The 12,964-nt window shown below is 63.3% G+C and carries 12 protein-coding genes; 7 read left to right on the forward strand and 5 right to left on the reverse strand.

Translation table 11 applies throughout. The annotated features are described in order from the left end of the window. Positions 1–109: 109 nt before the first annotated feature. The 3 genes from sucD to pcrA all read right to left on the reverse strand — a co-directional run bounded on the left by sucD (position 110) and on the right by pcrA (position 4,816). Positions 110–1,003: a succinate--CoA ligase subunit alpha gene (gene sucD / locus O6R08_RS07975; RefSeq protein WP_271417650.1), complete on the reverse strand. Its 894-nt coding sequence runs from the start codon at positions 1,001–1,003 to the stop codon at positions 110–112. Positions 1,004–1,006: 3 nt separating this feature from the next. Continuing rightward, positions 1,007–2,182, reverse strand: coding sequence for an ADP-forming succinate--CoA ligase subunit beta (gene sucC / locus O6R08_RS07980; protein WP_271417651.1), 1,176 nt, complete (start codon positions 2,180–2,182; stop codon positions 1,007–1,009). 201 nt (positions 2,183–2,383) lie between these two features. Further along, positions 2,384–4,816, reverse strand: a complete 2,433-nt coding sequence (gene pcrA / locus O6R08_RS07985) for a DNA helicase PcrA (protein WP_271417652.1) — start codon at positions 4,814–4,816, stop codon at positions 2,384–2,386. Between the two features lie 421 nt (positions 4,817–5,237). On the opposite strand from pcrA, the gene O6R08_RS07990 reads away from it, so the two are divergent. The 6 genes from O6R08_RS07990 (at position 5,238) to O6R08_RS08015 (ending at position 10,189) form a co-directional block, all read left to right on the forward strand. Then, a complete protein-coding gene (locus tag O6R08_RS07990; RefSeq protein ID WP_271417653.1) occupies positions 5,238–6,200 on the forward strand; it encodes a MetQ/NlpA family ABC transporter substrate-binding protein in 963 nt (320 codons plus the stop codon). A 29-nt stretch (positions 6,201–6,229) separates the two neighbouring features. Further along, positions 6,230–7,312 carry a methionine ABC transporter ATP-binding protein gene (locus O6R08_RS07995; RefSeq protein WP_271417654.1) on the forward strand — a complete coding sequence of 361 codons (1,083 nt, stop codon included), beginning with the start codon at positions 6,230–6,232 and terminating at the stop codon, positions 7,310–7,312. Continuing rightward, positions 7,309–7,962, forward strand: a complete 654-nt coding sequence (locus tag O6R08_RS08000) for a methionine ABC transporter permease (protein WP_271417655.1) — start codon at positions 7,309–7,311, stop codon at positions 7,960–7,962. The genes O6R08_RS07995 and O6R08_RS08000 overlap by 4 nt, the downstream gene beginning before the upstream one ends. Before the next feature lie 91 nt (positions 7,963–8,053). Next, on the forward strand, positions 8,054–9,316 hold the full coding sequence (locus O6R08_RS08005) for a phospholipase D-like domain-containing protein (RefSeq protein WP_271417656.1): 1,263 nt from the start codon (positions 8,054–8,056) through the stop codon (positions 9,314–9,316). Positions 9,317–9,461: 145 nt separating this feature from the next. Continuing rightward, a complete protein-coding gene (locus O6R08_RS08010; protein ID WP_271417657.1) occupies positions 9,462–9,722 on the forward strand; it encodes a GlsB/YeaQ/YmgE family stress response membrane protein in 261 nt (86 codons plus the stop codon). 140 nt (positions 9,723–9,862) lie between these two features. Then, complete coding sequence (locus tag O6R08_RS08015; protein ID WP_271417658.1) at positions 9,863–10,189, forward strand: PspC domain-containing protein; 327 nt, start codon at positions 9,863–9,865, stop codon at positions 10,187–10,189. Between the two features lie 62 nt (positions 10,190–10,251). Here the strand turns inward: O6R08_RS08015 and guaA are convergent, their stop codons facing one another. Beyond that, positions 10,252–11,805, reverse strand: coding sequence for a glutamine-hydrolyzing GMP synthase (gene guaA / locus O6R08_RS08020; protein WP_271417659.1), 1,554 nt, complete (start codon positions 11,803–11,805; stop codon positions 10,252–10,254). Positions 11,806–12,007: 202 nt separating this feature from the next. Here guaA and cysE point away from each other — a divergent pair, with 202 nt between their 5' ends. Further along, positions 12,008–12,580, forward strand: coding sequence for a serine O-acetyltransferase (gene cysE, locus O6R08_RS08025; protein ID WP_271417660.1), 573 nt, complete (start codon positions 12,008–12,010; stop codon positions 12,578–12,580). A gap of 4 nt (positions 12,581–12,584) precedes the next feature. Here the strand turns inward: cysE and O6R08_RS08030 are convergent, their stop codons facing one another. Continuing rightward, entirely contained in the window at positions 12,585–12,935 is a 351-nt protein-coding gene (locus tag O6R08_RS08030; RefSeq protein ID WP_271417661.1) for a chorismate mutase, read from the reverse strand. Between the last annotated feature and the right edge of the window lie 29 nt (positions 12,936–12,964).

Here is a 12,964-nt window from a genome sequence, read left to right on the forward strand (position 1 = left end):
GCTCAACACACACCGTGAGCGCAGCACAGCACACACCGTGAGCGCACCTCAACGCAGCGAACCCGGCCCCATGTGGGGCCGGGTTCGGTCAGATCACAGGATCAGGGCGTCACTTCTTGAGCGAGTCCATCGCCTCGTGGGCCAGCTTGGCGGTCTCGGTCGGGGTCTTGCCGACGCGAACGCCAACCGCCTCGAGAGCCTCCTTCTTGGCGGCCGCAGTGCCCGAGGAACCGGACACGATGGCTCCGGCGTGGCCCATAGTCTTGCCCTCGGGGGCAGTAAAGCCAGCCACGTAAGCCACAACCGGCTTGGTGATGTGCTCCGAGATGTACTTGGCAGCGCGCTCCTCGGCGTCACCACCGATCTCACCGATCATGACGATGATGTCGGTCTCCGGGTCGTCCTCGAAGGCCTGCAGAGCATCGATGTGGGTGGTGCCGATGATCGGGTCACCGCCGATGCCGATGGCCGTCGAGATGCCCAGGTCGCGCACCTCGTACATCAGCTGGTAGGTCAGGGTGCCGGACTTGGAGACCAGGCCGACGCGTCCCGGGCCGGAGATGTCGGCGGGGATGATGCCCGCGTTGGACTTTCCGGGGCTGATGATGCCGGGGCAGTTCGGGCCGATGATGCGGGTCTTGCCGGAGCGCTGGGCAGCGGTGAAGAACTCCGCGGTGTCCTTGACGGCAACACCCTCGGTGATGCAGACAACCAGCGGAACCTCAGCCTCGATGGCCTCCATGACGGCCGACTTGGTGAACTTGGCGGGAACGAAGATCACCGACACGTTGGCGCCGGTGGCCTCAACGGCCTCCTTGACGCTGCCGTAGACCGGGACGGTGGTGCCACCGTTGAAGGACACGGTGGTGCCGGCCTTGCGGGGGTTGACACCGCCGACGACGGCACTGCCGGAGTCGAGCATGCGCTGGGTGTGCTTCATGCCCTCCGAGCCGGTCATGCCCTGGACGATGATCTTGGAGTTCTGGTCGAGAATGATCGCCATGTCTCAGGCCTCCTTGGATGCGAGCTCGGCGGCCTTGCTGGCGGCCTCGTCCATGGTCGGGACCATGGTCACGAGCGGGTGGTTGAATTCCTCGAGAATCTTGCGGCCCTCGGCCACGGCGTTACCGTCGAGACGGACGACGAGCGGCTTGGTGGCCTTGTCGCCCAGCTTCTCGAGGGCGCCCTTGATTCCCAGCGCCACCTGATCGCAGGCGGTGATGCCGCCAAAGACGTTGACGAACACGGAGCGAACCTGCTCGTCGCTCATGATGAGGTCAAGACCGTTGGCCATGATCTCGGCCGAGGCGCCGCCGCCGATGTCGAGGAAGTTGGCGGGTTTCGGGGATCCAGGGAACTCCTCGCCGGCGTAGGCGACGCAGTCCAGGGTGCTCATGACCAGGCCGGCACCGTTTCCGATGACGCCGACGTTGCCATCCAGCTTGACGTAGTTGAGGCCGAGCTCACCGGCGCGCAGCTCCAGCGGGTCGGTGGCGGCGCGGTCCACCAGGGCCGCATGATCGGGCTGACGGAAGGAGGCGTTGTTGTCGACGGTCATCTTGCCGTCAATGGCGAGGATGCGTCCGTCACCGGTCTTGATCATCGGGTTGACCTCGACGAGGGTGGCGTCCTCATCACGGTAGGTCTCCCACAGCTTGATGACGGCCGGGACGATGGCCTCCTGCTCGTCGGCGGGGAAGCCAGCCTCGGTGAGGATCTCACGTGCCTTGGCCTCGTCAATGCCGTCGATCGGGTCGACCGGCACCTTGGCCAGGGCCTCGGGGCGCTCCTTGGCGAGGGTCTCGATGTCCATGCCACCCTCACGAGAGCACATCGCCAGGTAGCGACGCTCACCGCGGTCGAGCAGGATCGAGAAGTAGTACTCCTCGGCGATGTCAGCACCCTCGGCGATCATCACCTTGTGAACGGTGTGACCCTTGATGTCCATGCCCAGGATGGCGTTGGCGTGCTCGGCGGCCTCCTGAGGGGACTTGGCGATCTTCACACCGCCAGCCTTGCCACGGCCACCCACCTTGACCTGCGCCTTGACGGCAACGACGGGGGTGCCGAGCTTGGCTGCGGCCTCGGACGCCTGATCGGCAGTCTCCGCGACGACGCCGCGAAGCACAGGAACACCATGCTTCTCAAACAAGTCGCGGGCTTGGTATTCGTACAGGTCCACAATCTCTCCACTCTGCGAGTCGACCGGCCGTTGTCGGGCCGGGAACGGGGCTGACGGCACCCTACGACCTCGAACATACAACAATGCTCACGGCGAGGTCGAGACGGTTGGTCATTTGCCCACCGGGAACAGATTAACAACCTCGACGGTCCAGTGCCCACCCAGTAGTGATCTGACGTGGCAGAACTGTCGCCGGCGTCCTCACAGCTTCTCGAGTGGAGCGAATTTCAGCGCCAACCGTTTCAGACCAGCCGACCCGAAATCGACGTCAGCCTTGGCGTTGTCGCCTTGGCCCGAAGTGGCTTTGACGGTACCGAGACCGAACGTGGAATGCAGCACCTTGTCCCCCACCGACAGCGAGGGGGTCGTGGCCCTGGGAGCACTGGCGGGTCCACGCCCGGAACCGAAGGCGGGGGTGTCGTCGTGCAAGGCCCCGCGTGCCGAGCGCGAGCGGCCACTCGCCGCGGTCGACCATCCCACTGACGCCTGGCCGAGTCTCTCCCATTCGATGAGGCGTTCGGGAATCTCCTCGACGAATCGGCTGGGTGGGTTGTACTGGGCCTGTCCCCACATGGTCCGCACTGCGGCCCGGGACACGAACAATTGTTTGCGGGCACGGGTGATGCCCACGTAGGCCAGCCGTCTTTCCTCGGCCAATTCGGTGGCGTCCGCCAAGGACCTCATGTGGGGGAAGACGCCGTCCTCGAATCCGGTGATGAAGACGGTGTCGAACTCCAGCCCCTTGGCGGTGTGCAGGGTCATGAGGGTGACGACCCCCTCGGAACCGGCCGGCAACTGGTCCGAATCGGCAACCAGGGCGATCTGCTCCAAGAAGGCCGGCAGGGAGTCGTCGGCTGCCAATTCGAGATCCTCGACGTCGGCTTCCTGCTGTGCATCGATGTCGACGGCATGGACCCTGGCCACGAATTCCTGGGCCACCGAGACCAGCTCGACAAGGTTTTCCAGCCTCGTCTCGTCCTGGGGGTCCTTGGAGTTCTCCAGCTCGGCGATGTAGCCGGACTCCTTGAGGATGGAGCTGGCGATCTCGTCAGCCCGCTTGCCCGCCTCGACCATCGCGATGTGGTCTTCCATCATGGCGACGAAGGCGCGGATTTGGTTGACCGATCTCGTCGCGAGTCCATCGATCTGGTCGATTCGCTTCAAGGCGTCCCAGAAGCTGATCCGACGGGCGGTGGCGAACATCTCGACGGCGGCCTCGGCCCGGGCTCCGATACCGCGACGCGGAGTGTTGAGAATGCGTCGCAGCGAGACGTCGTCAGAGGGGTTGGCGATGGCGCGCAGGTAACTGACGGCGTCGCGAACCTCCTTGCGCTCGTAAAATTTCACTCCCCCGACAACCCGGTATGGCAGACCGGTACGAATGAAGACATCCTCGAAAGCTCTCGACTGGGCGTTGGTGCGGTAGAACACCGCCACCTGTCCATAGCTGGTGCGCCCCTCATCCACGAGTTCGTCAATGCGCCGCGCCACCCAGGCCGCTTCCTCGTGTTCGGTGTCGGCGACATATCCGACGATCTTGTCCCCGTCACCTTGATCGGTCCACAGGTTCTTGGCGCGACGATTCGGGTTGGCCTTGATGAGATTGTTCGCGGCGGTGAGAATCGTCTGCGTGGAGCGGTAATTCTGCTCCAGCAGAATCGTCCGGGCACCGGGAAAATCTGTTTCAAAATCAAGGATGTTTCGAATCGTTGCGCCGCGGAAGGCATAAATGGACTGGTCAGAATCGCCGACGACCATGAGCTCGGGCGGATCGACGGTGCGCGCCCCGTCAGCCAAGCGGACCGGATCACCCCCACACAGCTCACGAATGAACTGATATTGCGCGGTATTGGTGTCCTGGTACTCGTCGACGAGGACGTGACGAAAACGGCGTCGATACTGCTCCCGCACATCCGGGAACTGTCTCAGTAGAGTGACGGTGCACATGATGAGGTCGTCAAAGTCCAGCGCGTTCGCAGCCCGGAGACGACGCTGATATTCAGCGTACACCTCAGCATTGGTTCGGTCGTTTCCGTTACCGGCACTCTCGAGAGCCTGCTGCGGGGTGATGAGCTCGTTCTTCTGATTCGAGATCCAGTTCATGATCGCCCGCGGCTGGAACTGTTTCGGGTCCAGATTCTGATCGCGGGCCACCAGGGTGACGAGTCGTTTGGCGTCAGTGTCGTCGTAAATGGAGAAATTGCGCGAAATATCGAGACGATCAATATCAGTTCGCAACATTCTCACAGCAGCCGAATGGAAGGTCGAGACCCACATCGGCTTGGCCCGATTACCCACCAGATCGACGACACGCGCCTTCATCTCGGCCGCCGCCTTGTTGGTGAAGGTGATCGCCAGAATGGACCCGGGATGGACTCCTCGCTCACCCACCAGGTGCGCAATACGCCGGGTCAGCACCCGAGTCTTGCCCGAACCCGCTCCGGCCACCACGAGAACCGGGCTCCCCGCATGCAGGACGGCTTCGCGCTGGGGCTCGTTGAGGTCGGTCAACAGGTCGGCGGGTGAGGCTCCCGTCGTCGTCATCGCGGTATGGGCCGGCAGAACCCCCGGTTCGACGGGGTGACGCCTCTCATGGGCCGATTCGAAGAACGAAAACAGATCCGGTGTCGTCATGGCGACTCACAGCTTACGACCCACCGGATCCACCACACGGTGGTGATCCCATGTCCCAGGCAGGCCAATCATGCCCCCTGTTGACAGCGTCGGCTGAATGGCCGTACATTCAAGGAAACCTCGGCCCGATCAGGGCCGCCACGAGATTCAGGAGCACGATCATGACTGCGGCCTTCAGCCACATCGTCGACGCCGACCTTCGCGCGGCCTCGATGATGATGCGCCGCTCGTGCTCCCTGCGAATGCTCGGCACCTGCTGACGACGGCCTCATTCCGTCGGCAGGACTCCCGAACCCTCCTTTTTTCTGGTTCATACCAGTAGTCGATCCATGCCCGCATCTGCGTACCCAGGCAGAGCTACGGGCCATACCCGATCACACCTTTTTGCTCGACACCCCATGACACATCCAGGAGACCCATCATGAGCGCATCCACCCCCTCGACGTCGACCCCCGAAGCCCTCCCCGAAAAGCCCGGAGGCCGCCACACCGGCCTCATCGTCGCCGTCATCGTCGTTGCGCTGGCGATCATCGCCGGCATCATCGTCGCGGTGACCAGGAACAAGGACGACGACTCAACAGCAGGCGGTACGACGACCGTCAAGATCGGTACCACCGAGGCCGCCAACGACTACTGGCAGGTCCTCAAGAAGAAGGCCTCCGCACAGGGCATCACCATCGAGGTCGTCAGTTTCAACGACTACACCCAGCCCAACGTCGCCCTCTCCCAGGGCCAGGTCGACCTCAACGTCTTCCAGCACCTTCTCTTCCTCGCCGACTACAACGTCAAGCACCACGACGACCTCACCCCGATTGCCGCGACCTACATCGTGCCCTTGAACATCTACTCCAAGAAGTACCAGCAAGTCTCCCAGCTACCGGCTGGAGCCACCGTCGCCATCCCCAATGACGCCACCAACCAGGGACGTGCTCTTCTCGTGCTGCAGAAGGCCGGACTGCTCAAGCTGCGTGACGGTGGCTCTGCCCTGTCGACCCCTGCCGACGTCATCGCTGACCAGTCCACGGTGAAGGTCAAGGCCATTGACGCCGCCCAGACGGCTGCATCCCTCGACGGTGTCGACGCCGCAGTCGTCAACAACAACTTCGCCGCCGACGCCGGCCTGGACCGCAACAAGGTCCTCTACAAGGACGACGCCACCGGCAAGTCGGCTGACCCGTACATCAACATCGTCGCCGCCAAGGCCGCTGACAAGGACAACGAGACCTACAAGAAGGTCGCCAAGCTGTGGTCTGACCCGGAGGTCCAGAAGTCGATCATCGAGCAGTCCGGCGGCACCGCCAAAGTCGTTGGTGATCGTCCGCAGGCTGATCTCGACAAGATCCTGGCCGATCTGACCGCCGACATCAAGAAGTCGGATTCCTGATCCGCATCCGTTTTCCAGCGAGGCTCACCATGTCAACAGATGTCGCGCCCATGTCGGCGCCACCGTGTCACGATCACATCGTCTTCGAACACGTCACCAAGGACTTCCAGACCCGCACCGGGTCGGTGAGGGCCCTTGACGACATCACCCTGGCGATCAAGAAAAGTTCCATCTCGGCGGTCATCGGACACTCCGGTGCCGGGAAATCCACCCTGGTACGCCTCGTCAACGGGCTGGAAACCCCCACCAGTGGACGGGTGCTGGTTGACGGCACGGACGTCTCCCAGCTCTCTGACAAGGCGATGCGCCCGCTGCGAGCCGACATCGGGATGATCTTCCAGCAGTTCAACCTGTTCGGGTCCCGGACCATCTACGACAACGTCGCCTACCCGCTCAAGCTGGCTGGTTGGAAGAAGGCCCAGATCAAGGAGCGCGTCACCGAGCTGCTGAGCTTCGTCGGGCTGACGAGCAAGGCCTGGGATCATCCCGACCAGCTCTCCGGCGGGCAGAAACAGCGCGTCGGGATCGCCCGGGCGCTGGCCACCAAACCGTCGATCCTGCTGGCCGACGAATCCACCTCGGCCCTCGACCCGGAGACGACCGCTGACGTCCTCTCCCTGCTCAAGCGAGTCAACGAGGTTCTCGGCGTGACGGTCGTCGTCATCACCCACGAGATGGAGGTCGTCCGTTCCATCGCCCAGCAGGTCTCGGTGCTGGAGGCCGGACACCTCGTCGAGACCGGGAGCGCTCGCCAAGTCTTCGCCCATCCGCAGTCGGAGACCACTCAGCGTTTTCTGTCGACGATCATCGGCCAGCATCCCAGCGCCGAGGAGGAGAACCGGCTGCGCTCGGAGAACCCTGGCGCTCGCCTGGTCAGCGTCAGCTCGGTGTCCAGTGACGCCTTTGGTGACGCGCTGGCTCGTATCGGCGGGACCGGGGCATCCTTCCGGATCGTCCACGGTGGAGTCATCGAGGTCCACGATGGCTCGCTGGGCAATTACACCGTGGCCTTGTCGGGCCCTGACGAGGCCGTCGAGAAAGCTGCCACGGTCCTGACGGCCACCTGCCACACGGCTGCCACCGCTACCACCAGTCAGGAGAACCACCGATGAGTGACTACCTGCGTCCGATATATCTCCAGTCGATCTGGGAAACCCTCTTCATGGCCCTGATCACCTTGGTGATCGGTGGCATCTTCGGACTGGTGTTGGGCATCCTGCTCTACGCCACCCGTCGTGGTGGGCTACTCGCCAACAAGGTCGTCCACACCATCCTCAACGTCATCGTCAACATCATCCGGCCGATCCCCTTCATCATCTTCATGACGGCGATCGCGCCACTGACCCTCAAGGTCATCGGAACGACGATCGGTGTGCGTGCCGCCACCTTCCCGCTGTGCATCGCGGCCACCTTCGCGATCTCGCGCATCGTTGAGCAGAACCTCGTCACCGTCGAGCCCGGTGTCATCGAGGCTGCCCGCGCCATGGGGGCTGGTCCGTGGCGGATCCTCGTCGGGGTCGTGGCCCGCGAGGCCCTGGGTCCGCTCATTCTCGGATACACCTACATCCTCATCGCGATCGTCGACATGACGGCCATCGCCGGTGCCCTGGGCGGTGGCGGGCTGGGCCAGTTCGCCATCACCTACGGTTACCAGCGTTACAACTGGACGGTGACGGCCGTTGCCGTGGTGACGATCATCGTCGTCGTGCAGCTGGCACAGTTCTTGGGCAACTGGCTGGCACGGCGGGCGCTGCGCCGGTGATCACACCCTCATCCGCGGGCAGACACCATCCCGGGCCTCCTCACGCCGGCTGGCTGGCAGTCGGCGTGAGGGGGCCCGGTACTCTGAGCACATGACCCGGCCTCCCCGCCAGAAATTCACCCTCCGTCGCGCCCTGCACTGGGTGGCAGGCGCAACGGTTGCCGCCCAGATGGCCACGATGGCAGGACTCGTCGCCTTCAACAACATCAAGAGACGCGGCCGTCGCCCCTATCGCTTCCCCACTGCTGCGGTGGAATCCCTCGAGGTGGGCGATCACCAGGTCGAGATCTTCACCTTCGGGCGTGACCTGTACGCGGCGATGATCCGCGACATCGAGGCAGCCCAGCACACCGTGTATCTGGAAACCTTCATCTGGAAGAGCGACGAGGTCGGTCGCCAGTTCCGTCAAGCCCTCGTCGACGCCGCTGCCCGTGGCGTCGAGGTGTATGCGATGTGGGACACCTTCGCCAACCTCGTCGTCGATCCGCGTTTCTTCCGCGAACTACACGGCGTCCATGTGCGCGCTCAACCGCTGGTCACCCCGTCGTGGATGCCAACCATTCGCAACATGGGACGAGACCACCGCAAACTTCTCATCGTCGACTCCCATGTCGCCTACATCGGCGGGTACAACATCGGTTCGCTGTATGCCGATCGCTGGCGTGACACCCACGCCCGCATCACCGGTCCGGCGGTTGGCGAGTTGGAGAGCACCTTCGTCGACATGTGGAATCAGCGACCCAAGGGGGCGCTGGTCTCCCGACGCCATCAGCCGGTGTTGCCCTCCCCCGGGGCGCGCTACTGGGACACTCCCTTCGCCGTGCACCGCAATTCCCCACGGATGGGCGTCTACCCCATTCGCAACATGTACCTGGAGGCCATTGACCGCGCCAGTGAGCGGATCTGGATGACTCAGGGCTACCTCATCCCTGACGCCGATGTCGTTGCTGCCCTCCGCCAGGCGACCTTCCGAGGGGTCGACGTGCGCATCGTCATTCCCGCCGAGTCGAACCACGTCGTCGCCGACTGGCTGAGCCGAGGTTACTACGACCAACTCCTTCATCAGGGCGTCCGGCTGTTCCTCTACCAGGGGGCCATGGTGCACGCCAAGACCTGCACCATTGACGGCATCTGGTCGACGATCGGCACGGCCAACCTCGACAGGTTGTCCCTCCAGGGCAACTATGAGGTCAACGTCGCCATCACCGATCCCACCGTCGCGCAGCGGATGGCTGAAATATTCGAGATCGACATGGCGAACTGCGTGGAGCTCACCCTGGGCGAATGGCAGTCCCGATCACACGTCGCGAAATTCACCGAGACGCTGTTGTCACCGTGGCGGCCATTTTTCTGAGATTCCTTCACCAGCGTAAACGATGACGTCTTGCCTAGCCAGAAGCCTATTTCTGGTGGTACCAATGTGGCGTTCCGATGAACTCTTCACCACGGTCCGCGGTCGTTGCTGGACGTTTTGACCCATCGTCGCGGATACTGGATCCATGGGATTTATCGCATGGATTGTTCTCGGACTCGTCGCCGGCGCCATCGCCAAGGCCATCATGCCGGGCAAGCAGGGAGGCGGCTTCCTCGTCACCCTCCTTCTCGGTGTCGTGGGCGCGGTGCTTGGTGGCTGGCTTGGCTCCCTCATCTTCCACAAGCCGCTTCAAGACTTCTGGAGCCCCTGGACCTGGCTCATCTCGATCGTCGGTGCGCTCATCGTCCTGTGGATCTGGGGCGCCATCACCAAGAAGAACCACTGACCTACCCCCACCCCAGCGAGGCCCCGTCACATGACGGGGCCTCGCTGCATGTATTGACACCTCGCGCGCACCAATTCGTGCCACGCCTTTGACAACCGCGTGGCACCATGGATGTAAGCCACTAGTCAGGAGGATGACCCATGGCCACCAAGCTCACCCGCCCCCAGGAAGGCCGCATCATCGGCGGCGTCTGCCAAGGTATTGCCAACGCCCTCGATGTGGACCCGACCATCGTGCGCGTCATCGCTGCACTCTTGGTTCTTGCTGCCGGTTCGGGACCGCTCCTCTACCTTGTGTTGTGGATGATCATCCCGGAGGAGGGCAGCGGCGAGAGCGTGGCTGGTGATCTGGCCCGAAAGGCGCGACAAAAGCAGGCATCGCCTCGCTCGGGAGATGCCTGGAACTTCGACGAGACGACATCTGCGCGACGTCACGACGAGAACTTCAACCCGTACACCGAAGACTGACCACCACATGACAGGGTCCGCACCGATCGATTCGGTGCGGACCCTGTCATGTCAAGAGTTCATCACTCCCACTCGATGGTGGCCGGCGGCTTCGACGTGATGTCGAGCACAACTCGGTTGATCTGCGGACAGGCATTGGTGATCCGCGTCGAGATCTTCTCCAGCACGTCGTAGGGAATACGCGCCCAGTCAGCGGTCATGGCGTCCTCACTGGTCACCGGGCGCAGCACGATCGGGGAACCGTAGGTCCGTCCATCACCCTGCACACCCACCGAGTGGACGTCACCAAGCAGGACCACCGGGCACTGCCAGACCTTGCGATCCAGACCAGCCGCGCTCATCTCCTCGCGGGTGATCGCGTCAGCGGTACGCAACACCTCGAGACGATCCTTGGTCACCTCGCCAATGACGCGAATCCCCAGACCCGGACCGGGGAAGGGCTGACGCCACACGATGTCCTCGGGCAGCCCCAGCTCCAGGCCGACGGCTCGCACCTCGTCCTTGAACAGCGTCCGCAACGGCTCGACCAGGCTGAACTGCAAGTCGTCGGGCAGACCGCCGACATTGTGGTGGCTCTTGATGTTGGCTGCCCCCTCGCCACCGCCGGACTCGACGACGTCGGGGTAGAGGGTGCCCTGCACCAGGAAGTCGATCGTCTGATCGGCGTTGAGCCGCTTGGCGACGTCTTCAAAGGTGCGAATGAACTCGCGGCCAATGATCTTGCGCTTGGCTTCGGGGTCAGTGACTCCAGCCAGGGCGTCGAGGAAGCGCTGGGACTCATCTGCCACCACCAGGTCGGCACCCGTGGCCTCGACGAAATCGTGCTTGACCTGCTCAGCCTCTCCCTGACGCAGCAGACCGTGGTCGACGAAGACGCAGGTGAGCTGGTCCCCGACGGCACGCTGCACCAGAGCAGCAGCAACCGCAGAGTCGACACCTCCAGACAGGCCACAGATGACGCGACGATCGCCAACCTGACCACGGATCTGGGCAATCTGGTCGCCGACGATCGAACTGGCAGTCCAGTCCGGACGGCATCCGGCGAGGTCGAAGAGGAAGTGCTCCAGCACCGTCTGACCCGACTCGGAGTGCTGCACCTCCGGGTGCCACTGCACGCCGACGAGCTTGCGTTCCACATCCTCGAAGGCAGCCACCGGAGCGCCGGCGGTACGGGCCAGGGTCGAGAAACCCTCCGGGGCACGGGACACGGAGTCCCCGTGACTCATCCACACGCTGATGGTGTGAGGAATACGGGACAGGAGCTGTCCGGGGGAGGTGATGCACAGGCTGGTACGTCCATACTCAGAGGCTCCGGTGTGGGCGACCTGGCCGCCGAGAGCCTGGGCCATGGCCTGGAAGCCGTAACAGATACCCATCACCGGCACACCGGCGTTGAACAGGGCCGGGTCAACGCTCGGTGCCCCATCCGCGTAGACCGAGGCCGGACCACCGGAAAGGATGATCGCAGCAGGTTCCTTGGCGAGCATCTCGCGCACTGGCATGGTGTGCGGGACGATCTCGGAGTACACATTCGCCTCACGCACCCGGCGGGCGATGAGCTGGGCGTACTGCGCCCCGAAGTCGACCACCAGAACGACGTCGTGGAGTTGTTCCATGAGGCCGAGTCTATGGCCCAAGGCCCCATGTCGCGCCACTCGCATGGCCCCAGACTGTGCGAACGTCCACAGATGAGTGGCTGGATCCTGCCAGATGAGCAATGAAGTGGAACTTACGTCACCTTTTCCATTGGTCTGCGGGGCTGGGGCCGATATGGTTCATCCACGGGTACCACTCACTGCAGCAGAACTGAGGTCGGCCATGACGACAGAGACGACGGCAATCCTCCGAACCCTCAGGCGATGGAAAGAACGCGCCTTGGAGGACCTCGACGCCGCCATGCGTGAAGACCCAGCCGCCACGTCGAAACTCATGGTCGCCATCGCCTACCAGGGCGTCCACGCCATCTGGGCCCACCGTCTGGCCCATGCCATCTGGGTCAAGCACCCGGCCCTACGCCCGCTGGCCCGTCTACTGTCCCAGTTCTCCCGCCACGTCACCGGAATTGAGATCCATCCGGGAGCGACGATCGGGCGTCGGTTCTTCATCGACCACGGCATGGGGGTGGTCATCGGGGAGACGGCTGTCATTGGTGACGACGTGCTGATGTATCACCAGGTCACCCTCGGTGGACGCGCACGCGGAAACTTCAAACGTCACCCCACGATCGGTAATCGCGTCCTCATCGGAGCTGGCGCCAAGATCATCGGAAACATCACCGTCGGTGACGACTGCAAGATTGGCGCCAATGCGCTTGTCATCAAGGACGTCGCTCCCGGAACGGTCGTCGTCGGTATCCCGTCGCAGGTTCACCAGGGGGACGTCGTCGCCTGAGCGCTCAGTTGTCGGACGCCTGCCAGCTGCACCCATCCGGGGTCGGCCTACCCGCAGTATCGTCCGAGGGTTCGTCAGCAATGGCCTCGTGGTGACGCACGACTTCGGCCATGATGACGGTGATGACCTTCTGGGCGAACTCGGGATCGAGGTTCGACTCGACGGCGAGTTGACGCAACCGTGCAATCTGCTCGGCCTCACGAGCCGGATCTGCCGACGGCAGGCCACGCTCAGCCTTGAAACGGCCCACCTCACGGGTGATCCGGAACCTCTCGGCGAGCAGGTGGATGAGAGCGGCGTCCATGTTGTCAATCGCGCCGCGCAACACGACCAATTCCTCGGGGACTTCGCTCATGTGGGAAGGTTATCCATCCATCCCGCTCG

Source organism: Cutibacterium equinum (genome assembly GCF_028021195.1).
GTDB lineage: Bacteria > Actinomycetota > Actinomycetes > Propionibacteriales > Propionibacteriaceae > Cutibacterium > Cutibacterium equinum.